A 24,574-nucleotide genomic window follows, 5' to 3' on the forward strand; every position below is an offset into this window, starting at 1 on the left:
GTCTTAATTCAGTGAAGGCAGCCGCTCGCCGCTCTGTTTTTCACGGTCGATGCCCATAATATCCAGCAAATTATCCACCGCAGCGGCATAGCGTACCGTGGCGCTCCAGCCGTCATACAGCGCGCTGAGGCGCATGCTGTCCGCCTGAAATACATCCTGCTCCACGCTGAGCAGATCGTTAAGACTGCGCTTGCTGAGCCGGTATTCATCGGCGTAAACCGAACGGGTATGCTCGGCGCTGTCCAGCTGCGCTTCTCCCGCCTGCTGGCGCTGCTGCGCGCCGATCATATCGGCGTAGGCGGTGGAGGCGTGTTGATTGATATCGAGCTTGGCGCGCTGGATCTCCGCCTGCGCTGCCTGACGCTCCGCCTCGGCCGAGCGGGTTCTGGCGTTCACCAGGCCGCCCTGATAAAGGGGCGCTTCTACCCGCAGCTGTAGCTCATCGTCCCAGTAGGATCGGTTGTCGTTTTCATAGCGGGTGCGCCCCGCCTCTACGCGAATGGTGGGCCAGTGATTGGATGCTGCCTGGTTAACCCGCTCGCGCGCCGCTTCCTGCCTGGCCTGCGCACTGCGCACCGCGGCGCTCTTTTCATAGGCGATACGATCCAGCGTGATCTGTTGCTGTAACAGGGATTCCGGCAGTTCCGGCAGGTTATCGGAGATCACCCCGGTGAGCACGGTGAGCTGCGCCTGCGCCGAGCGCTGCTGGGCGCGATACTGTTCCAGCGTGGCGCGCATACCTGCCAGGCGCGTACCCGCCTGCAATACATCGGACTGCGAGTTGAGCCCGGCGTCGGCGCGTAGCCTGGCGATATCGCGCACATGCTCCAGCGAGGCGATATTTCTGCGCGCCGAGACCACCAGCGCCTGATAGCGCTTGACCTCCAGATAGGCCTGTAGCGTATCGGCGGCCACGGTGGTCATGGTATCGAACAGGGCGAAACGGTAAGCGTCGGAAAGCGCATGTTGTTCATCGATCGCCCCGCCGGTGCGCCCAAAGTCATATAAAAGCTGACTAAGCGTAATGCCGCCGGAGGCGGAGTTATTCAGGCTGCCGGAGGAGTCGGTCTGATGTGAAGGCCCGCCGCTGGCCTGTAAAGAGATTTGCGGATACCAGGCGCTTTGCGCGGCGTCCAGCTCCGCTTCGCCGACGTTGATTTGTGCAGCCGCCTGCGCGATTTGCGGGTTACGGGCAAAAGCGCGCAGGATCGCTTCCCGCAGCGTAAGCGTGGCGATTTGCTCTTCGGTAGGGGCAGCACGCCAGTTAAATTCCGCTTTCGGCTCGGCGTCAGCCCAGGCGGGCGTGCCGATGGGGCTACACAGCGCGCTCAGGCAAAAGGAGACAAGAAGTTTACGCATGCGGCTCTATTGACCTTTTTTGTCCATATCGGGAGGGGTGGAAAGCAGCATTCACCCGTTACCTCATTAATTCCGTAGAAGATAACACCATGAATTATTATAGAGTTCCATCGGTTTTGTTAATGTAAAGTCACATTTTTGCTGTAAGCATTTCTGCAACTTTGCTGAAGTGGCGCTAAAAGGGCGTTAAATTTGCGTAAAAGAATGAAAATCGGCGGCATTGCGCCGCCGAATACATTAATAAACCCACTTTATAAAGCAGGTAAAATCTTAACGCTTACTGAACCATAGGCTTATACTACCGGTTGCAGATGTTGATGCTGTAGCGTATCCGCCAGCGTGGTTTCGCCTGGCGCGACGTAGATCGCATCAGACGCCTGCACCGTCTCCTGCGCGCCCGCCGCCGGGTTTTGCCACATATCCGCAGGCGCGACCAGCAGCGCGGTATCGGCCGCCTCGCTGATGGCAGCGACCTCGCCTGCGTTTTCCGCTGTAGAATCTTGCTGAGCGGTCTCGTTGCTGGCGGTCAGATTAGTAATCAGCGCATCGAGAGAAGGCTGCTCGCTGCTGTGCAGCCCCAGCGCATTAAAGCCCAGCGCCTGGCTGGTATCCTCATGCTGCGCATTGGCCGTTGTGTGATCGCTGCCATCGTGCGCCGCCGCCAGCGTCGCCGTCTCCGCAGAGGCAGAATGGAGCGCGCTCTCCTGCTCGGGTGCGGGCAGGCTGCTGCTCAGCGTCGCGACGCCATCCTCATCTACGGTGATGATTTTTGCCTGGACATTACGCACCGTCACGTTCTGCTGGTTCCAGTCAATTTTATCGGTCAGGGTCGCGATTACGGTATAGCTGCCTGGCGTCAGCGCTTCAATATCGCTGACCGGAATGGTGACCTGCCAGTGATTATCGAAGCCATCGTTATTTGGCCCTGCCTCAGCGGTCGTGGTATAGGTTTTGCCATTCAGCAGCACCGATACCGTGCCGCCCTGGCCCAGTCCTTCGCCGGATGATTGCGATGAGCTGATGATTAAATTCTGATGCTTCTCGTTTCCGCTCAGATGCTCATCGCCGCTGGTAGGGTCAAAAGCAAAAGTCATGGGATAGTGGTAAGGGTAACCCAGGCCCTCCAGGGTGATTTGCCGCTCGTCGGCAAACTGATTGCCATCTTTGTCCTGATAGCTGACGGTCGCGTGCGTGCTGTTGCCGTTACGCAAGCTGGGAAGCCGGTCAACGTGTACGCTCCACAGCCCGTCGCTGGTCACCTGGCCGCGGTAAGTTTGATCGCCGGCCACCAGCTTAACCGTGCTGCCTGCCGCGAGATGTTCAGCATGGCCGGTAACGTATTGATCGGCGGCAAGTTCATAGCTGTTAACGTTATCATCGCCAAAGAAGGGATCCATATTCAGCAGCGGCGTTTCGTTGCCTGCGCCCTGGGTGGTTAACGTCAGGGTTTTCGCCACCTGCGTGACTTCATTACCTTTTAACAGCGCGGCCAGCAGCGTCACCTGCCCTTCCGGCGGCAGCGCCTGTAGATCTTCATGAGGTATAGTGACGATCCAGCGGCTGTCGTTAGTGGTTTTGCTGCTGTAGGTGTGGCCGTTCAACGTCACCTGCACCTCATAACCGCTGCCAATATTACGGCCCCAGCCGGAAACCAGCAGGTCACCGCCGCGCTCAACCGCGCTCAGCACATCGTCGCCGGTGACCTGATTCATAAACAGGGCTGGCAGTTTATTGGCGGAGTTGGTCAGGGTAAATTCGCTGCTTACATGATGCTCGACGCCTGCGGTATCAGTATGTTCCGCGCTGACGCTCACTTTGCCGTTCGGGATCGCTGAAATGTCACTTTCCGGCACGCTGACATACCACATGGCATCGTTGCCCAGCGTGCCGCTGTAGGTTTTACCGTTCAGGGTAATCACTACCGTATCGCCCGGCTCGCCCTGATGCGCATAGCCGGAAATCACCGTGGCATTGCCATGCTCACCGCCGGTGATTCTGTCGTTGCCGGAGATGGGATTAAACACCAGATCCGGATCGATTACGGTGAAGGTTTTCGTTTGCGTGCTGTTAACGCTCTCGTTGCCGTTTACCGTGGCGTTAATCGACGCCACAACGGTATAGCTGCCCGGCGCCAGCCCCTGCACGTCGCTGGCGGGCACGGTTACCTGCCAGTGATTATCGAGATCGCCGTCGCTGCCCTCTACCACTGTGGTATAGGTTTTGCCATTCAGCGTGACGTAAACCGTCTGACCCCAGGCGATATTCTCGCCAGCGAATTTGGATCCGCTGATAATCAAATCATTTTGCGCTTCCTGCTGATCCACTTTGCCGTCAACGCTGATGGTATCCACCTGAAAACTCAGCGGATATTTATAGGGATAGCTGGAAGGAACCAGATGGATTTCACGACTGTCGGCGACCTGATTGCCGTCGCTGTCCTGCCAGCTCACCACCGCATGCGTGGAGCTGGTGTTGCGCGTGTTATGCAGCTGCCCCACTTTAACGCTCCAGACGCCATCGTCGGTGACGGTGCCATAAAAAGTGCGGTCGGAAATGGTGAGTTTGATTTTGCTGCCGCCCGGAATATGGGTGGCGTGTCCGGTAATAAAGGTCGAGGTGCCGATTTCATACAGGCTGATGGTGTCATCTGCCGAAACGGTATCGATGCTCAACGACGGCGAGGGCTTGCCTTCGCCCTCATTATTCAGCGTCAGGGTTTTCGCCACCTGCGCGACGCGGCCGCCCAGGCCCAGCGAAGCCAGCAGTGTGACCTGACCATCCGGCAGCGCCTGCACATCTTCGCTGGGGATAGAGAGCGTCCAGCGGCTGTCTTTGGTGGTGGTGGTGCGGTATTCATGGCCATTTAAAAGAACGGTGACTTCACGCCCTTCGGTGATGTTGCGCCCCCAGCCGGAAATCAGCAGGTCGCCGCCGCGCTCAACCGCGCTCAGCACATCGTCGCCGGTGACCTGATTCAGAAACAGTACCGGCCCCGAAACCCCGCCTTTACCGGCTTGCAGACTAAAAGAGCTGGCCGCCTGATGCAGCGCGCCGGTGTTATCGATATGGGTGGCGTTAACCAGGATGTTGCTGTTAGGTATGCGGGCGATATCGCTTTCCGGGATGCTGACCGCCCACATGCCATCGTTGCCCAGCATGGTGCTGTAGGTGGTATTGAACAGCGTGACGTTAATTTTATCGCCCGGATTGCCGTTGCGGGCATAGCCAGAGATCACCGTGGCGTTGCCATGCTCGTAAGAATCCACGCGGTTATCAATGGAGACCGGGTTAATGGTGAAGCCTTCATCAGCCGCCGCGCGGGTTAGCACGCTGCTTTGCGCCACGGCGGGTTCGGGTTCGGCGGCGGCGACGCTGGTGGTTACCAGGGAGGCGGTAGCGGGCGCGCTGGCTTCAGCTGTGGCAGCGAGCGTATCTTGCAGCGTGGCGCTGGAAAAAGGGATCGCGGCGGCAAGCCGTTGTGAGTTAGCGGTGTTGGCCATAAATGTCTCCTGTGTTGCACCAGATAAAAAAATATCGTACGCAAGCGCATCCAGCGGCTCAGGCCGGGATGGGGTGCATAGGGTTATTTATCCTTCCGTTACTGACGGAAAGGTCTGGCGCGCGCCGGAGCGATATCAGCTCAATAACAAGGATGGAAAGATTAACTAAAAAAGGTTAATTACCATGATACGCGACCAGGTATAAAGAAAAGAGACGGGCGTAGCATCTCGAACCGCTAATCATACCGATTAATTAAATTAATCGTTGGCACCAAGAAAGTGCAGAAGCCATTTTAACAGCACTTAACATAGCGCCATTTAATTAATTGAAATTTGTATCTTTTATTTAACAGTGCCGTTCGCCCTGTTGATAAATCTTGCCGCTGACGATCGTGCCGGCCCTCTCTGACAAAGAAATTTCCTTTTAGGATTCCCCCTGGTCGCTTTTGCGTTGCACTTGTTTAGTGCAGAGCCAATGCGCCGTTGCGGCAATAAAAAACGGGGCGCTGGCGGCCCCGTTGTTAAGTATTGATTATCATTCACGCGCCGTGGGACGCTTTACTTTTCTGCCTGTGCTTCCCGCGCGTCAGCACCGGCGATCGGCGCAGAAAGCACAGGCCGATCGTAAAGACGCAAAATCGTCATCCCTGACGGCTCGGCCCGCGCCATCCATGGCGCGGGACGCTTTACTCTTCTGCCTGTGCTTCCTGCGCTTTGGCATAGCGGATGCTTACGCAACGTGTACCTGCAAATTATGCTGCACCAGCACGTCGCCCAGCGTGTTGTCCGCCGCCAGCGCGGAGTTGTGATAAATATCGTACAGCTCGCCATTCACCTCACGTTGTCCAATGGTGTTCCAGACGCCATCGCCATTGTTCGTCAAGGTTACCTGGTTGCCGTCCGCCCCTTTGATCAACAGATCGTCCTGCGGTTTATCGGTGATGTTTAGCGCCTCATCGAGATCCAGTTTCACGCTGTTGGTGCCGGAGTCGCCCAGGTTGAGGATTTCGATATTCTCAATCTTCAGCCCCAGCGCGGTGAGATCCAGCTGGATATGCTCACCGTCCAGCACCAGCGTATCGGTACCGGCACCGCCGTCGATATGGGTGAAGTTCAGATCGCTTATCGTTACCGTATCAGCGCCGCTGCTGCCGGTTACCTCAGCGCCTTGCTGCTGCGTACCATCTTCCAGCACGATAGTGACGCCGCCAATGGTAAAGGTGGCGCTATCGTCAGCAGGCGTGCTGCCTACGGCCTGCTCGCTGGTATCTGACGCGGTGCTGGCGGTGGCCGCGGCGGTGCTGTCGGCCTCGGTGGTCAGCGTTGAATCAACCACTTTACTGGTGGCGACCCGCGTTGCGGCCTGCTCGCCGCTGTTAGCGGTAGCGAGGCTGCTGTCCTGATGCTGATCGGCCGCCAGCGCGTCGTCAGTGGTCAGCGCCATCAGCGACAGCGTCGCGACTTCGCTGGTGGACGCCACCGGCAACAGCGAGCCCAGCAGCAGCGTGGTGGAGGTCGAAGCCGGGTTACCCGCCGCGTCCACTGCCCTGACCGTCACGATAGAGTTAAGGTTAAGCGTGGTCAGCAAACCACCAGCAAACTTCGCGCTGTAGCGTCCCAGCGCATCAACGGTGGCCTGCTGGGTAGTGCCGTTTAGCGTGACGCTGACCGTGGTGCCCTGACGCAAGTTCAGCGTGCCGCCGGTGATCGTCAGGCCGGTTAACAGCACGCTCACCAGACTGAGCACCGGATCGACACCAATCACCGGCAGGTTATGGGTAATGGCATTAAAGCTGCCGCTGGTGGACGCGGTGTTCCCGACCGCATCGCTCACCGAAACGTTCACCGAATGCCCGCCGTCGGAAATATTACGCAGCGACGTTGACGGCACGTTCACGCTCCACGTGCCATTAGTGCCTACCGTGGTGGTGTATTGGGTTCCCGCCACGTTAACCGTCACCGTGCGGCCAATAGCGTTGGTCGCCGTACCGCTGATGCTTTCTGTGGTATTGGCCTCCGCCAGGTTCAGATAACCATCACCGCCAAAGAAGCTGTTCAGCGTCACGGTTGGCAGCGTATGGGTACCCACCTGCACTGAGCTGCTGGCGCTGCCGCTGACGCCCGCGTTGTTGGTAACGCTGACGTTAACCGCCTGCGTACCGTCGGCAATAGCCAACAGGCTGGCAGATGGCACCGACACACTCCAGGTGCCGTTAGCGCCCACGGTGCCGGTATAGCGGCTGCCCGCCAGGGTCACGTTCACCGTTGCGCCTTCTGCATTGGTTGAGGTACCGCTGATGATTTGCGTGGTTTGCGCATCCGTGGCGTTCAGCAAACCATCGCCAAACACCGGATTCAGCGTCAACGTCGGCGGCGTATGGGCGATAACGCTGACGTTGCCGGAGGCGTTGGCCACGTTGCCATAGGCATCGGTGGCGCGCACGCTGACCGTTTGCGTGCCGTCATTAATCGCCGCCAGATCGGCGCGCGGTACGCTCAGCGACCAGTTGCCGCCGCTGCCCACGGTGGTGGTGTAGCTGCGTCCGTTGAGCGTGACCACCACGCTGCTGCCGCTGCCCAGATTACTGCTGCTGCCGCTAATGGTTTGGTTGCTGTTCAAATCCACCGCGCTCAGCACGCCATCGCCGAAAATGGTATTTACGGTCAGGGCTGGCGGATTATTGCTTCCTATCTGGATGCCGGTATTGATGCTGGAAACGTTACCTACCGGGTCGGTGACCGACACGCCCACCGTTAAATTGCCATTCAGCAAGGTGCCGAGCAGATCGGGGGTGAGGTCGGCGCTGAAGCGACCGTCGCTGCCCACGGCAGCGTTCAGAACGATATTACCGACATTAATGCGTACCTGACTGCCCGCCGCCGCGTTGGCGACGGTACCGCTAACGGTTTGCGTAACCAGCGATTCCACCAGGCTCAGCACGCCGTTGCCAAACAGCGGCTCGAGCGTGATAACCGGCAGATTATGGATGCCAATCAACGCGCCCGCGGTAGCGCTGGTACTGTTGCCCGCGCTATCGGTCACCGTGACGGTCGCCGTCAGGTTGCCATCGGCCAGCCCCTGCAGCAGCGCTGGCGTCAGCGCCACGCTAAAGTTGCCGTTAGCATCCGCGGTGGTGAGCAGCGTCTGGCCGCCAATGGCAACGCTGACGCGCGCGCCCGGCTCGACGTTGCCCGCGCGGCCGCCAAGTACCTGGGTGACCAGCGCATCCGCCGCGTTCAGCAGCCCATCGCCAAACAGCGGCGACAGGTTCAGCGTCGGCGCGGTAACATCCACCACCAGTCCGGCATTGGTTGACGTGGTGTTGCCTGCCGCATCGGTCACGCTAACGCCTACCGTCAGGTTGCCTTCCGTCAGCGTCTGCAGGATATTAGGTTCCACGGTGGCGCTGAACACGCCGCCGTCGCCTACGGTCGCGGTCAGGTTGGTGCTGCCGATGTTAATCCGCACCGTTGCCCCGGCGGCGACGTTTTGCACCACGCCGCTAATGGTTTGCCCGGTCAGCAGATCGGCAATTCCGAGGAAACCGTTACCGAAAATAGGATCAAGGTTAATCACTGGCTCACTGCCAAAGATGCCGATATTCACCGACTGCGAGGCGGTGTTGCCCGCCGGGTCGGTTACCCGCACGCCCAGCGCCAGCGTACCATCCAGCAAATTGCCCAGATCCACGGCCGGAATGGTCAGCCCCCAGTTGCCGCCTGCGGTAACCTGCGTTTGATAGGTTTGATTGCCAAGCGTCACGACGACGGTAGAGCCGGTCGCCGCATTAATCACGCCGCCAATGGTTTGGTCCTGCCCCAGTTCGGCAATATTAAGCAGATTATCAACGCCAAGCACGCCCGCCAGGCTGCCAATAACCGGCACGTTATCCACAATCGCCGTCACGGTTTCGGTCACGGTGCGCTGGTTGCCTGCGGCATCGGTTAGCGTCAGGTTGAGATCGATATCGCCATCCTGCAACAGTTCCAGCACGCTCGGTGGTACCACAATTGCCCACTTGCCGTCCTGACCAACCCGCGCCGTCAGGGTAGTGCCGCCCAGCGTCAGATCGACCGTTGCGCCGATACCCGCCGAGGTGGTAATCCCGCTGATGGTCTGGCCGATGGCGGTATCCGCGGCGTTCAGGAAGCCGTCGCCAAACACCGAGTCCACCACCAGGTTCAGCGCCTGGTTAACGATTTTATTAACCGTCAGCGTAGCGTCGGTGCGGTTGCCCGCCTCATCATTGACGCGCACGCCCAGCACCAGCGGCCCTTCGGTCAGGCTGCCCAGCACTTCTGGCGAAAGATCGATGCTGAAGGTGCCATCCTCGGCCACCACGGCAGTGGCAATGGGGTTGCCGTCACCGAGGTAGATGCCCACGGTCTGCCCTTCCGCACCGCTGGCGCGCCCGGTTAACACTTGCGTAGCCAGAATGTCGGTGGCGTTGAGGATGTTATTACCCAGCAGCGCATCCAGCTCCAGCAGCGGCGCGCCAGTATCCACGGTAACGGTGCTGGTTGCGTTGCCGGTGTTGCCTGCAGCATCGCTCAGCGAGGCAGTAACAGTGTTGGTGCCATCCTCCAGAGCCTGCAGATCGGCGGCAGGTACGCTGGTTCTCCAGCTGCCATCGCCCTGCACCACTGCCCGATAGTTATTACCATTCAGGGTGACGATAACGGTACGGCCCACTTCCGATGTTGAAGCCGTTCCGCTAATGGTTTGCGCGCTGTTAAGCTCAGCGCCATTCAGCAGGCCATCGCCGGTAATCTCATTGATGGTCAGCGTTGGCGCGGTGCGATCCACCACCACCGTCGAGTTGGCGGATACCGTGCCCGCCGGGCCAGCTGCGGTAACCGTTACCGTATAGCTGCCGTCAGCAGGGAATGCGGCGGCATCAGGCGTAATGCTCCAGCTGCCGTCGGCGGTATCAATGGTGGCGGTGCCCGCTGGCGCGCCATTGACCTGTAGCGTAATGGTGCCGCCTTCTGCGCCAAAGTTAGCAAAGCTGCCGGTAAAGGCCGGTAGACCTTCGCCCGCGTTGATGATGTTATCGCCGGTCACCGAGGCCAACGTCAACAGCGGGCCTTCCGGTGGGGTGACATCCACACTAACGGTGGCGTCGGCGCTGCCGCTGTTGCCTGCCGGATCGGTCACCGTCACCGTAATGGTGCCGCTCGGTGCGGTCAGCTGCGCCAGCGCTTCCGGCGGCACACTCACACTCCAGTCGCCGTTGGCGTCCACAATGCCGCTCAGCTGGCTGTCGCCGATGGTCACCGCCACCACAGAACCCGGCTCCGCGCCGGTTGCGCTGCCGGTCAGCGTCTGCGTGGTGATGCTTTCCGCATAGTCGAGGGCATTGTCGCCGGTAAAGTCGTCGATGGTGACCACCGGCACGCTGGTATTGACGTTAAATTCACCAATCGCGGTGGCGCTGTTGCCATTCGCATCGGTGGCGGTCACGGTCAGACTGCCGTTGCCCTGCGCCAGCGCGGTCAGCGCACCAGCAGGCAAATCAGCGGTCCAGGTACCATTCGCATTTACGGTCGCCGGATAGTCGTTATCACCCAGCGTGACGACAATGCTGGTGGCGCCCCCGGTAGTGCCGCTGAGCGTCGCGCCCGCCGCCGCATCGGCCGCCGTCAGTTCGCCATCGCCAAACGGCGGATTCACCGTTGGCGCGGGCGGCGTTAGCGCGGTAGTAAAGGTTTCGGTGCGTTCAACCACGTTGCCCGCGCTGTCGATCACCGTTACCACAATGTCGTGTGGGCCGTCGCTCAGGCCGTTCAGCGCGCCCGCTGGCAGAGCCACTGACCAGTTGCCATCGCCGTCAACGGTGCCGGTATAGAGCGTTCCGCCAACATCGATTCTGAGCTGCACGCCCTGATTATCACCGCCTGCGCCGGTGCTGCCGCTTAGCGTTAACGCGCCGGAAGCTTCATCAATATTCAATATGCCATCGCCAAATGGCGTATCAATCACCGGCTCCGGCAACGTAACCGCGGTCACTACCTCAAGCGGTTCCGTGGTGCTGGTGTTACCTACCGCGTCGCTGGCGGTCACCGTGATGGTATGGGTGCCGTTACCCAGATCGGCCAGCTGTTGCGGCGTTAGATTTAACGTCCAGTTACCACCATTATCCACCGTGGCAGCCAGCGGCTGATCGTTGTTCAGCCCGCTGATGGTGACGTTCACCGTCTGACCCGCGCCGCTTACGCCGGTTTTCCCCGTCAGGGTTTGCGTTACACCAGCTTCCGTGGCATCCAGTGCGCCGTTGCCAAACGGCAGATCGAGCGTTGCAGCTGGCAGCGTATTCACAATAACCTGCACCGTCTCACTGTCGGTATCGGTATTGCCCGCCGCATCGGTGACGGTGATGGTTATCGGCAATGCGCCATCCGGCAATGCCTGCAACTGCGCTGGCGTTAAGTCAACGCTCCAGCCGCCGTCGCCATCTACCGTTACCGGATAAGCGGTGCCGTTAATGGTAACGGTCACGGTTTGCTCGCCGCTGACGCCGGTGCTGCCGCTTAAGGTGGCGCCCGCAGCCGCCTCCGTTGCATTAAGCTGGCCGTCGCCGAACGGCGTTTCCAGCGTCGCTGCCGGTAAGTTGTTAATGATGGTAGTGAAATCGGTCGAGGCGGTATCGCTGTTGCCCGCGCGATCGGAGACGGTGACGTCAATGGTATGCGGGCCGTCGGCAAGCGTTGCCAGCTGCTGCGGCGTCAGCGTCAGCGACCAGTTGCCGTTTGCGCCGACCACCGCCGTGAGCGGGTCGCCGTTGTTCAGACCGCTAATTACCACGCTAACGATCTGCCCGCTGCCGCTGATGCCGGTGCTACCGCTGATGATCTGGTTTACGCCCGCTTCGGCAACATTCAGCGCGCCATCAACAAACGGCGTAGTAATGGTTGCCTCCGGCTGCGTGGCGATTAGCAAGTCCACGCTGCCCTGCGCGGCTGCCGGGTTACCGGCGGCATCGCTGGCGCTCACCACAATCTGCGCGGTGCCATCCGGCAACCCGCTTAAGTCATCGGCAGGCACCGTGACCTGCCAGTTGCCGTCGGCATCTACCGTGGTGGTATAGCTCAGCGTGCCGATCGCGATGGTGACCGGCGTCCCTTCCGCCAGGTTGGTGGCGCTGCCGCTTAAGGTTTGCTCCACGGCGGCTTCCGCTGCGCTGATGATGCCGTCGGTGAACGGCGCATCCAGCGTCAGCGTCGGCAAGGTATTAATCGCCACGGTAAAGTCGGCGCTGCTGCTGTTAACGTTGCCGTTAGCATCGCTGACCGAGACGATAGCGGATATCGGGCCATCCTCAAGCGCCAACAGATCGCCGCTGGGAATCGTGATAATAAAGCCGCCGCCGCCGTCGGCAGTGCCGGTGTAGGTGCGACCGTTCAGGGTCACGGTGACCTGCTGACCAGCAGCGGTAAGACCGGTAATGTTAATGCCCGCCAGCGCCTCAGGCTGATTAAGAATGCCATCCGCACCGACCACTGCCTCCACGTCAAACAGAATCGGCGGGTTGGTATCTACCGTAAAGGTTCCGCTGCCCTGCGCCGGGTTGCCTGCAACGTCCGCGCCGCTGACGGTCACGCTGTTATTGCCCTGCGGCAAGGCCTGGGCCGCTTCAGCAGGCACCGTGACGCTCCAGCCGCCGTTGGCGTCAACGGTCGCGGTGTACTCCTCGTCGTTCAGGATCACGGTAAGCGTGCTGCCTTCCGGCAGACGCTGGCTGCTGCCGCTAATGATCAGTCCCTGCGCCGCCTCCTGCGCATTAACAATATCGTCGTCGGTCAACGGATCGACGCTAATCGTCGGCTGGCTGGCGGCGCTGGCGATAACGGTAAAGCTACCTTCAACCGCCGTAGGGTTCCCCGCCGTATCCGTTGCGCGCACGATAAAGTTTTGCGCGCCGTCCGCCAGCTGCGCCACGGCCGCCTGCGGTACCGTAACGCTCCAGTCGCCGTCTGCGTCTACCGTGCCGGTATAGCTGGCGCCGTTCAGCGTAACGGTTACCGTCCGGCCGGCCGCTAAATCACTGCTGCTGCCGGTCAGGGTTAACGCCTGGCCCGCTTCCGCCTGGTTGAGATAATCATCGGTGGAGACCGGATCCAGCGTCAGCGTCGGCAGATTGTCCGGGTTGGCGACCACGGTGATCGGACGATCAACCGTGCTGGCATTGCCCGCCGCATCGGTCAGGGTCACGCTGAGCGGCGTCTCGCCGTCAGGCAACCCTTGCAGCACGCTGGCGGGCACGGTGACGCGCCAGCTGCCGCCGTTCAGCACCACCGTTTGCAGCGGCTGTCCATTGAAATTCACCGTCACGGTCTGACCAACTTCGCTTTGGCTGGCGGTACCGCTAATCACCAGATCCTGTAGCGTCTCCGCTGCGTTTATGGTGTCATCCGTCGCCACCGCGTTAATTGTCAGGCTCGGCGCGCTGTAATCGACGCTGACGGCATTCTCTACCGTCCCCACATTGCCCGCCGCATCAGTAGCGGTGACCACAATCGGTAACACGCCGCCATTGAGATCCTGCAACGTCCCGGCATCCAGCGTCAGCGTCCAGTTGCCGTTGTTGTCTACCGTTGCCGGATAGTCAACGCCATCCAGCGCGACGATAACGCTTTGCCCCGCGCCGGTCGCGCCGCTGGTGCCGCTAAGCGTTTGCGTGCTTTCCGCCTCGCTGATATTCAGATAACCATCGCCAAAAGGCGTGGTGATGGTCGGTGCCAGCTGCGTATTTTGCACGGTCAGCGTACTGGTGCTGCTTCCTGGGTTGCCCGCCGCATCGCTAACGGTAACGGTGAGCGGATAGTCGCCGTTGTTGATGCCCGCCAGCGCACCGGCAGGCAGATCGAGCGTCCAGTCGCCGTTGGCGTCGGTTTCGGTGGTCCAGGTTTGACCATTTAACGCTACCGTCACCGTCTGGCCTTCCCCTGCCGTACTGCTGCCGCTAACGGTAACCGGTGCGGCGGCTTCAACAGCATTGATGCGGTTATCGCCCGCTATCGCGTCGATGGTCAGCGTTGGCGGCGTGGTATCGACCGTGACGCTGCTGTCCAGCGTACTGCTATTGCCTGCGGCATCGCTGACGGTGACCAGCAGCGGGCTTTCCCCTGGCGGTAGCGCCCCCAGCGCCTCGGCAGGCAGCGTTACGCTCCAGTTGCCGTTGGCATCAACCGTTCCGCTGTAGTCATTGCCATCCAGCGTGACCGTGACGCTCTGACCGCTGCCGGTAAGGCCGGTATTGCCCTGCAGCTGCTGCGGCGCAGCGCTTTCCGCAGCGTTGATCACGCCATCGCCAAACGGCGTTTGCAGCGTCGCGTCAGGCAAATTGTTAATCTGCACCACAAGGTTGCTGCTGTTGCTTACCGCATTGCCTGCCGCGTCGGTGGCAGTTACCGTTACCGGCAGGTTGCCGTCAGGCAGACCGGCCAGCGCGGTAGCCGGAATGGTGACGCTCCACGCGCCGTTGGCCCCCACGGTGGTGGCATAGGTGCGATCGTTAAAGGTCACCGTCAGCGGCGTACCATTGGCGAGATTGTTACTGGAGCCGCTAATCAGCAGTTCGCTGGCGGCTTCGGTGGCGTTCAGGTAGCCATCGTCGCTCAGCGGCGCAATGGCGATGCCGGAAAGCGCATTGTTAACGGTGATATCCAGCGTCTGGCTGGCGGCGTTGCCTGCTGCATCGCTGACCGTCGCGCCGATGGTTGCCGTGCCGTTAGCCACATCGGCCAGATCCGCGGCGGGCACGCTAACGCTCCAGCCGCCGCCTGCCTGTACCGTCGCACTGTAATCCTGACCGTTTAAGGTCACGGTAACGATTTGTCCCGGCTCGACATTGGTGGTGGTGCCAGATACCCGCTGCGCGGTTTGCTGCTCGGCGCCATCCAGCACATTGTTGCCAGCAAAGCTATCCAGCGTAACGGTCGGCAGGTTGGCCGCCGCCGCTTTTACCGCCAGCGGCGTAGTTACCGTGGTGGCGTTACCTGCTGTATCGCTGCCGGTGACGCTGAGCGTATAGCTGCCGTCCGGCAACGCGCCCAGATCCGCCGCCGGAATGGTCAGCGTCCAGTTGCCATCGTTGCCGACGGTGGTGGTGTAGTCGGTGCCGTTGAGATTAACGGTGATGTTGCTGCCCGCTTCCCCGTTACCGGCGAGATCGAGCGGCTGGGTCACCTCACTGGCGTTGAGCACGCCGCCGCTAACCGGCGTGGTTACCGTTACCGGCGGTGCGCTGGTGTCTACCGTGACGGTGGCATTGCCGCTGGCGCTGTTGCCTGCCGCATCGCTGACCGTCACCGCCAGGTTGTTCGCGCCCTCATCCAGCGCGGCGAGATCGGCGGCGGGCAGCGTAACGCTCCAGCTCCCGTCGGGCGCGACGCTGCCGTTGTAGGTGCTGTCGCCCAGCGTAACCGTGACCGTCTGTCCAGCGCCGCTGACGCCGGTATTACCGGTCAGCACGCCATCCTGCGTGACGTCTTCGGCGTTAAGATAGCCGTCACCAAACGGCGGATTAACGGTGACCGTCGGCTGTGCGGCAACCGCCACGTTCAGCGTGGCATTGCTGGTGATGGTTGTGCCGGTATTGTCGGTTACGCTGGCGCTGACGCTGAGTGGCCCATCGTCCAGCCCGGTCAGATTTTCTGCCGGCACCGTCACGCTCCATGCGCCGTTGGCGCCCACCGTGCCGGTAAAGATTGCGCCGTTCAGTGTGACCTCGACCGTGCCGCCAACCGGCACGTTAACGCTGGTGCCGTTAATCACCAGATCCTGCGCCGCTTCGGTAGCGTTCAGGTAGCCGTCTCCCGCCAGCGGTGCCAGCGCGATGCCGCTAATGGCGGTGTTGACGGTAAAGCTGCCGCTGGCGCTGGCGCTGTTGCCCGCCACGTCGTTGACGCTGACGCTCAGCGTCTGGCTGCCATCGCTCAGGCCGTTTAGCGCCTCCGCCGGTAGCGTGACGCTCCAGCTGCCGTCGCCGTCCACCAGGCCGGTAAAAATGGCGCCGTTCAGGGTAACGGTAACGGTTTGTCCTGCGGGGACATTGGTGGTGGTGCCGGTAAGCACCTGCGCCACCTGCTGTTCGGCGCTATCCAGTACGCCGTTGCCCGCGAAGGTATCCACGGCGACGGTAACCGCAGGCGGATTCGCTGCGCCGGTATTTACCGTCAGGTTAACCTGCTCCGTGGTGCTATTGCCGGAGGCGTCGCGCGCCGCGATGGTGATGGCGTTCGGCCCCTCTTCCAGCCCAAGCAGCGTGGCTGACGGGATCTCCACCGCCCACTGCCCGTTAACGCCAACGGTGCCGGTAAAGCTCTGCCCGTCCACGGTCACGGTAATGGTATTGCCCACCTCTCCGCTGCCGGTCAGCGCCAGCGGCTGTTGCTGCTCGGCGGCGTTTAGAATGCCGTCGCCGGAAGGATCGTCAATCGTCAGCGCTGGCGGCGCGTTATCCACGCGCAGGGTTGCCTGGTCGCTGGTGCGGTTACCGTTGGCATCGCTGACCAGTACGTTAACCGGATAGTCGGTGTTGTTGCTGAGCGCGCCGAGCGCCCCTGCCGGAACGTTGACCGCCCACAGCCCATTCTCGCCTACGTTGGTGGTGTAATTAACGCCGTTCAGCGTCACGGTGACGCTATCACCTGCGCTGCCTGAACCACTGATGCTCAGCGGCTGCCCCTGCTCCGTGGCATTCAGAATATTATCTTCTGCCAGCGGATCGAGGGTAAAGGCGGGAGCGGCGGTAGCGATGGTGACCGGCTGTAGCGCGGTGGTGCTGTTGCCGTCAGCGCTGGTCGCGGTAACGCTAAGATCGTAACGGCCATCGGCCAGTTCCTGTAGCGCGCTGGCGGGCAGACTAACGCTCCAGCTGCCGTCGGCGGAAACCGTGGCGGGATAATCGACGTTATTCAGCGTGACCGTGACGCTGCTGCCCGCATCGGTCGAGCCGCTTACCACCAGCGGATTCGCCTGTTCGCTGGCGTTAACCACGCCATCGCCAGAAGGTGGATTAATGGTCAGCACCGGTGCGCTGGTTTCTACGGTAACCGGCGTGGTGCTGCTATTGGTATTTCCGGCCGCGTCGGTCACGGTCACCACAATCGGATTACTGCCCGGCGGCAAATCCTGTAGATCGCTGGCTGGAACGGTCACCGTCCAGTTGCCGTCGCCATCCACCGTTGCCGGATAATCGTTGCCATTCAGAGAGACCACCACCTCCTGGTCGCCGCCGGTGATGCCGGTGCTGCCGCTTAGCGTTTGATCCTGGGTCAGTTCCGGGCCAGAAAGCACGCCGTCGCCAAACGGCACGTCCAGCACCGGATCAGGCAGCGGCGCGATCGCCACGTTTAAGGTGCTGTTGCTGCTTAGCGTGCCGCCGTTGCCGTCCGGCACGCTGGCAGTGACCGTTAGCGGCCCGTCGCTCAGCGCGGTGAGATCGGCCGCCGGAATGCTGACGCTCCATGCGCCGTTCGCGTCGGTGGTTCCGGTATAGGTCTCGTTGTTAAAGCTCATTGTGACCGTGCTGCCCGCCGCCACGCCGGTCGCATTGCCGCTAATGGTTAACGGTGCGGCCGCCTCAGCGGCGTTCAGATAATTGTCTTCAGAGATCGGTGCGATCGCCAGCGCCGCGCCACCCGCAGGCTGCACGGTAAAATCACCGCTGGCGCTGGCGCTGTTGCCCGCGAGATCGCTTACCGTCACCTCCAGCGTCTGGCCGCCCGCAGCAAGATCCGCCAGATCCGCCGCCGGTACGGTAACGCGCCATGTGCCGCCCGCCTGCACCGTGCCGGTATAGTCAACGCCGTTCAGGGTGACGGTAACCGTTTGTCCTGCCGTTACGTTGGTTACGCTCCCGGTAACCAGCTGATCGACGCCGCGCTCAGCGCTGTCCAGCACATCATCGCCAGCAAACGCATCGAGGGTTAACACCGGCAGTAAAGCCGGATCGGCCACCACCACTAACGCGCTGCCGCTGGTGGTGACGTTACCGATTTCATCAGTGGCGCTCACCGTCAGGGTGTAATTACCGTTCGCCAGCGCGGCCAAATCGTCGGCAGGAATCGTCACTGACCACTCGCCGTTTTGCGGCACGGTAACGGTGTATTCGTTGCCGTTGAGCGTTACCGTGACGGTTGAGCCTGCTTCCGCGCTGCCGCTAACCGCCAGCGGCGCGCCCGCCTCGCTATTGTTCAGATAACCATCACCGGCAAGCGGCGTATTGAGCGAGAGCGTCGGCGCCACGGTATCGACATTCAGCAGCGTCTGCTGGGTTATCACGCCGCCCGAGGGGCTGGTCGCCGTGGCATTCAGCACATAGCCGCCATCCGCCAGCGCCGCTAAATCGCTGACGGGCACCGTGACCGACCAGCTGCCATCACTGCCTACCGTGGTGTTATAGGTAATATCGTTCAGGGTAACGGCGATGGCATCGCCTGGGCTGCCGCTGCCGCTCAGCGTCAACGGCGTCCCCTGTTCCGGCCCGCTAAGAATGCCATCGCCCGCAACGGGATCCAGCGTCAGCGTCGGAGAAGGCAGGGAAGGATCGACAGCCAACGGAATATTGCCAATCTGAGTAGTGGTACCTGCCGCGTTGGTCAGCGAGACGCTAAGCGAATATTCGCCGTTTTCCAGCGTCGCCAGCGCGCTGGCCGGAATGGTTATTGCCCAGCGACCGTTGGCCTGCACCACGCCAGAATAGTTAACGCCATCGAAATTCACCGTTACGCGATCGCCTGCGGTGCCGGTGCCGCTAACCAGCAGATCCTGTTGCAGCTCATCACCGCTTAGCTGGTTATCGCCGGAAATCGGCGTATCCACCGTGCCGGTGGCCGGTGCGGTATTGACGTTGAATGTGCTACTGGTGGTGCCGCTGTTGCCCGCCGCATCAGTTACCGTCAGGGTGATGGTATTCGCGCCCTGCGGCAAATTTTGCAAAGCGCTGCCGGGAAGGGTGACGCTCCAGCTGCCGTCGTTACCCACCGTACCGGTATAGGTGTTGCCGCCGAGGGTAATGGTAATGGTCTGACCGGCGCCGGTGACGCCGGTATTACCGGTTAGCGTTTGGTCGCTGCCCGCTTCGTTGCCGTCCAGCGTGCCGTCGCCAAACGGCGGGTTAAGGCTCGGCTGCGGTAGCGTCACCAGCACGGTTAAATCAGCGCTGTCGCTGACAACGGCGCCAGAGGCATCGGTTACGGTAGCGGTAATGTTTTGCGTACCGTTGGTAAGGCCAGCAAGCGCCGAGGCGGGGATCGAGATACTCCATCCGCCGTTGCTGCCAACCAGCCCGGTATAGTTAACCCCGTTAAAGGTGAGCGTAACGGTGCTGCCGGCTGCCACGCCGGTGGTGGTGCCGCTGATAATCAGCGCCGTCTGGGCTTCGCCCGCGTTCAGGTAATTGTCGCCGCTAATGGGCTGGGTGATGGTCAGCGTTCCCTCTACCGGCTCTGGTGTGCCGCCGCCGTCTCCACCGCCGTCTCCACCGCCATCGCCGCCGCCATTCCCGCCGTCACCGCCGCCGTTATTGTCATCATCACCGCCACCGCCACCGCCGCCACCGCCCGCAGAGGCGATACCCACGCCCGCCAGACCCAGCACCCCGGCGATCCCCACCGCGGTGGTCAGGTTATCGCCTAGCAGGGCATTATCAGCCAGCAGTAGCGGCTCGATATCACCCAAAGATTCATAAGTTGGCGTAAGCGCCATCGCCGTGGTATCCGCGCCCTCGCTGGCGGCCGGAAATAGCGCGTGTTCAGGCGGATTCACGCCGTCGTCAAACACCAGTTCGCTGTGTTCGCCGTTCTCATCATTCAGGAAGAAGCGCTGATAGCGCACCACGCTGCCATCCTGCATATGCAAGATCAGATCGTCGCCCTGACGTTCAAAAGAGGTTACTGCGGCCCGTGTAGCGTTAACCCTGACGACGCTTGGCTCACTAAGCAGAATGGTGCGGGAAGCGTTGGTGCTGTTTTGCGAGAGTAAGGTGCCGTTTTCGCGTGAAATAATATCAACGCGCCCGGAGGAGAGCTGTGCCATCTGAAACCCCTTTTACACAAGTTGAGGTAATGTTTAAAATAATCAAAGTAAAGATATGCTTATAGTTATTCCGTATAAACAGAAGCCACTACATGTCTTTAGATTGAAGCTTACCTGGTGTGAAAAAGGGGAACAGACGCTACAGAAAGATCCACGCCCCTGGTTTAATCAGTTTTACTGCCATTATTTTCTTTTTTACGCTTCAGGTATAATCAGAAACCGCTGCGCTAGTCCTGAATAATTTTTATCGTGACCATAAAATAAAATTATATAAATGATAATTAAACCTTATGAATCGACAGGGTTAACTGAAAGGAGGCTTGATTATATTTTGGTTAATTATTTGTGTTATGAAAGAGTTAATGCCACGTAACGGTGTGTCGTGAGAGCGGGTTTTCAGTGCAAGGAATTACTGACGACGACCGGTAAAGGCCTGAGAATATTTTTGTCAATCGGTGATATTTCACACAATTTCGTGGTTTATTGCGTGAGCTTTTCGCCACTGTTTTCGCCAGAGACAGGTTCATTTGCCGTTTGTGTTACACCACTTTATTACCCGGTAAAATATTGCGCTAAAGACGGATTAAAACCGGCAATCTGTACGATACTTTTTCGCAGTCAGTTCGCCGTTGTGATGACTTTTAGCGCGTTTAGCCAGGAAATTTCCTGAAAAGCCCGATAAAAAAATAAAATTAATTAACAAGTGGCCCATTATCGTTTAATAAGCTTGCTGGCGCAGATTGGCTGTAGCCGTCATCCTGCCGGGATGAAAGGCTGCTCTGCCGGTTGATTTTGTGTTAAAAAGGAACCCCTTTGCGCATCATGGAAACTGAACAATGACATCAACGGATATTGAACAGACACGGAAGAGCCAGTTCCCGGTGCAGATGGCGACGCGCATCGCTTTTTTGATTGCGGGAATCGGCATGTCGACGTGGGCGCCGCTGGTGCCTTACGCCAAATCACGTCTGGATGTCAGCGATGCGGCACTGGGCGCTCTGCTGCTGTTTCTTGGCCTTGGCTCGCTGATCGCCATGCCGCTAACCGGCTCGCTGGTAGGCAAACAGGGCTGCAAGCGCGTTATTATCTGCTCATCTTTAGTGGTTATGCTGCTGTTGCCGTTTATGGCGACGCTCTCCTCTCCCGTGACGCTGGCGATGGCGCTGATGCTGTTTGGCGCGGCTATCGGCGTGCTGGATGTGGCAATGAATATTCAGGCGGTTGAGGTAGAAAAGGCGGCAGAACGCACCATGATGTCCGGTTTTCATGGTTTTTACAGCATTGGCGGTATTGCCGGTGCGGGTCTGGTTAGCGTCATGCTGTGGCTGGGCCTGCCGCCGCTGCAGGCGGTGCTGGTAATGGTGCTGCTGCTGGCGCTGCTGCTGCTCAGCAGTCAACGCTGGCTTCTGACGGAGAAGACGCATCAGGAAGATACGCCGCTGTTTGTCATGCCTCGCGGCTGGGTGCTGTTCCTGGGCGTGCTCTGTTTTATTCTGTTTCTTACCGAAGGCGCAGTGCTTGACTGGAGCGCCCTGCTGCTGACGCAGGAGCGTCATCTGCCCGCGGCGCAGGCCGGACTGGGCTACGCGGTATTCTCAGTTGCCATGAGCATTGGTCGTTTAACCGGCGACCGTGTGGTTAACCGCTTCAGTAACCGCCTGGTGCTGGCGGGCGGCTGTCTCTGCGCGGCGCTGGGCGTGCTGTTGTTAATTAGCGTGGATAATGTCACGGTAGCGCTGCTCTCGTTTTTACTGATCGGTTTTGGCGCGGCCAATACCGTGCCGATTTTATTCAGCGCCGCCGGGCGTCAAACCGTGATGCCGGTAAATATGGCGGTTTCCGCAATGACAACCATTGGATATGCCGGTATTCTGGCAGGCCCGGCGTTAATCGGTTTTGTGGCGCACGGCTTTGGTCTGGTGACGGCGTTTGCCGCCATTGTGGCTCTTCTGGTCGCGGTTGCGGCCAGCGCACGGCTGGTAACGCGTTAAATGGTCAGGTGCCCTCTTTCATCATGATGTACAAGTTTCCTTTATCTTCCAGCAACGTTACGCGTTTTTTCGTGATGTTTATTCTGCTGCTGCTGCTGGCGCTGGGCTTTATGGTTCATAACGCGGTTAATGCCTGGCTGACGGAAAAACGCTATGCCATGGCGGATATTACCCGTTCGGTGCAGAAACGCGTCGATACCTATCGCTTCGCCACCTGGCAGATTTATGAGAACCTGGCGGCCAGCGCCGCCGGAAGCACCCCCTCTGCCAGTCTGCAGGAGACGCGGCTGCGCCCGGATGTCTATTATCTGGAAAAAATGCGCCGCAAAACCGAGGCGCTGATTTTCGGCTCACACGACAGCAGTACGCTGGATATGACGCTGCGCATGTCTAATTATCTCGATACGCTGTGGGGCGCGGAAAACAGCACCTGGTCGATGTATTTTCTTAACGGGCAGGACAATAGCCTGATTTTGATCTCTACCCTGCCGCTGAAAGATATGGCAACGCGTTATAAAGAGAGCGCCATCAGTAATATCGTCGATGCCCGGCGCGCGGAAATGCTGCAACAGTCCAACGCGCTGGATGAGCGTGAAAGCTTCTCGCCGCTGCGTCGTTTCGCCTGGCAGAACGATCACTATTTTACCGTGCGCACCACCTTTAATCAGCCGGGGCATCTGGCTACCGTGGTGGCTTTTGATATGCCGGTGAACGATCTGATCCCGCACAATATGCCGCTGGAAAACTTCCAGCTGAAGCAGGACGCGACGCTCAATAGCAGCGCGGCCAGCGATGACGAGCTACAAAATACGCGTATCACGATCAATAACCCTAATATTGAAATCGCCGCGTCGCTGCCCAGCACGCCGCTGCAGCTGATCTATCGCATTCCGATCGCGACGCTGGCTCTGGATACGTTGCGCAATCTGCTGTGGCCGCTGCTGGTTGATCTGCTGCTGCTGCTGATGTCGCTGGCGGGCCTGTTTTTGCTGCGTCAACAGTCGTTGCGCCCGGGAGAGAACCAGAGCGCCGAGCTGGACGCGCTGCGTATGCTCAACGAAGAGATTGTCAGCAGCCTGCCCGTTGGCCTGCTAGTGTATGACTTCGCCAGCAACCGCACCATTATCAGCAATAAAATCGCTGAGCATCTGTTGCCGCATCTGAATTTGCAGAAGATCGTGAATATGTCAGATCAGCATCAGGGCATGCTCCAGGCCACGGTGAATAACGAAGTGTATGAGATTCGCCACGCCCGCAGCCAGCATTCGCCGCATGCGCAGCTGTTCCTGATGCGCGATCAGGATCGCGAGCTGCTGGTGAATAAAAAATTGCAGAAGGCGCAGCAGGTGCTGGATCGCAATCATCAGCTGCGTCAACAGCTACTACAAAACCTTGGTCATGCGCTGCATCGTCCGCTGCAGAAAGTCGTGGCGCAGTTGCAGACGCTCAGCGAAACCAGCGACGACGATCATGCGCTGGATGCGCTGGAAAACAGCCAGGCGCTGGCGCGTCTGGTGGATGATATTGTGCTGCTGAACCGGCTGGAGACCCATGACTGGGCGCCGGACGCCGCCTCGTTTAATCTGCAATCGTTGTTGGATGAGTTAACGCTGGAGCTGCTGCCGCTGTCACGCCGTAAAGGATTGACGCTACTGGTACGCAACCAGCTTAACAGCGATGAGATGCGCTTTGGCGACAGCCGCGCGATTTACAAGGTGCTGGCCACCCTGCTCCACTATTCGCTGACCACCACCAGCTGGGGCAAGATTACGCTGGAGGTGGATTCGCCTGCCGATCGTCCCGATCGGTTGAACATTCAGATTGTGGATACCGGCGCGGGACTGACGCGCGACGAACTGGGCAATAATGATTTTCCGTTCCTGGGAGAAACCACCGGGGATCGTTTCGGGCAGGCTTCCGGCCTCGCCTTTTTCCTGTGCCGCCAGCTGTGCAAGCAGATGGGCGGGCATCTGGAAATTCTTGCCCGGCCAGATATTGGCACGCGCTACAGCATTTTGTTGCACGTGCCGCCGGAGCATCAACAGCAGCAGGAAGAGAAGCTGCTGGAAGATGTCATTATGCTTATCGACATCGCTGTTGATGACATTCGCAAAATCGTTACCCATCAGTTGGAAAACTGGGGCGCGAAGTGCATTACGCCGGATGAACGCTTTGCCGGCCAATCGCACGATATCCTGATCACCGACGACCCGGCGCGGCTTTCCGGCTGGTCGTTGTTGCTGACGGATAATGAACTGGGCTTTACCGTCCTGAATGAACAGCAGTATCGGGTTAATTTTAATCTGAGTAGCGCGTTACAGGATGCGTTGTTACAGCTGATCGAGAAACAGCTATCTCAGGATATGTCGCCTGCCGGAGACGATGAAGAAGAGGAAGCCGTTCCGTTGATTAGCGGCGGGTACTACCAGCTATTTGTCGAGACAGTACCGGAAGATGTACAGAGACTGTATACTGAGGCGTCGAACAGGGATTACGCGACGCTTGCTCAGACAGCGCATCGCCTGAAAGGGGTATTTGCCATGCTTAATCTGGTACCCGGCAAGGAGCTTTGTGAACAGCTGGAACAGCACATTAAAGCGAGTGACGATTTAAACATCAAAAATACCACCAGTGATATTGACGCTTACGTCAATCAACTGCTGCAGCAAGGTAACCAATAA

5 protein-coding genes are annotated in these 24,574 nt (G+C 59.5%); 2 read left to right on the top strand and 3 right to left on the bottom strand.

The window, feature by feature from the left end; all coding sequences use genetic code 11:
• Window positions 1–3: 3 nt before the first annotated feature.
• From J2X14_RS07370 to J2X14_RS07380, 3 genes are all read right to left on the bottom strand, one after another.
• Complete coding sequence (locus J2X14_RS07370) at window positions 4–1,359, bottom strand: TolC family outer membrane protein (RefSeq protein ID WP_352410563.1); 1,356 nt, start codon at window positions 1,357–1,359, stop codon at window positions 4–6.
• Window positions 1,360–1,652: 293 nt separating this feature from the next.
• Window positions 1,653–4,859 carry a hypothetical protein gene (locus J2X14_RS07375; RefSeq protein WP_352410564.1) on the bottom strand — a complete coding sequence of 1,069 codons (3,207 nt, stop codon included), beginning with the start codon at window positions 4,857–4,859 and terminating at the stop codon, window positions 1,653–1,655.
• A gap of 730 nt (window positions 4,860–5,589) precedes the next feature.
• A complete protein-coding gene (locus J2X14_RS07380; RefSeq protein WP_352410565.1) occupies window positions 5,590–19,902 on the bottom strand; it encodes an Ig-like domain-containing protein in 14,313 nt (4,770 codons plus the stop codon).
• An 836-nt stretch (window positions 19,903–20,738) separates the two neighbouring features.
• Between J2X14_RS07380 and J2X14_RS07385 the strand changes: the two genes are divergently transcribed.
• Together J2X14_RS07385 and rcsD are read left to right on the top strand one after the other, a co-directional pair.
• Window positions 20,739–21,893, top strand: coding sequence for an MFS transporter (locus J2X14_RS07385; RefSeq protein ID WP_352410566.1), 1,155 nt, complete (start codon window positions 20,739–20,741; stop codon window positions 21,891–21,893).
• Window positions 21,894–21,916: 23 nt separating this feature from the next.
• Window positions 21,917–24,574, top strand: a complete 2,658-nt coding sequence (rcsD, locus tag J2X14_RS07390) for a phosphotransferase RcsD (RefSeq protein ID WP_352410567.1) — start codon at window positions 21,917–21,919, stop codon at window positions 24,572–24,574.

The organism is Mixta sp. BE291 (genome assembly GCF_031457955.1).
GTDB lineage: Bacteria > Pseudomonadota > Gammaproteobacteria > Enterobacterales > Enterobacteriaceae > Mixta.

Bases quoted from the DNA above. Each gene is read 5' to 3' on its own strand.
- J2X14_RS07375 (WP_352410564.1), bottom strand. From the start codon at position 4,859: ATGGCCAACACCGCTAACTCACAACGGCTTGCCGCCGCGATCCCTTTT.
- J2X14_RS07370 (WP_352410563.1), bottom strand. From the start codon at position 1,359: ATGCGTAAACTTCTTGTCTCCTTTTGCCTGAGCGCGCTGTGTAGCCCC.
- J2X14_RS07380 (WP_352410565.1), bottom strand. From the start codon at position 19,902: ATGGCACAGCTCTCCTCCGGGCGCGTTGATATTATTTCACGCGAAAAC.
- rcsD (WP_352410567.1), top strand. From the start codon at position 21,917: ATGATGTACAAGTTTCCTTTATCTTCCAGCAACGTTACGCGTTTTTTC.
- J2X14_RS07385 (WP_352410566.1), top strand. From the start codon at position 20,739: ATGACATCAACGGATATTGAACAGACACGGAAGAGCCAGTTCCCGGTG.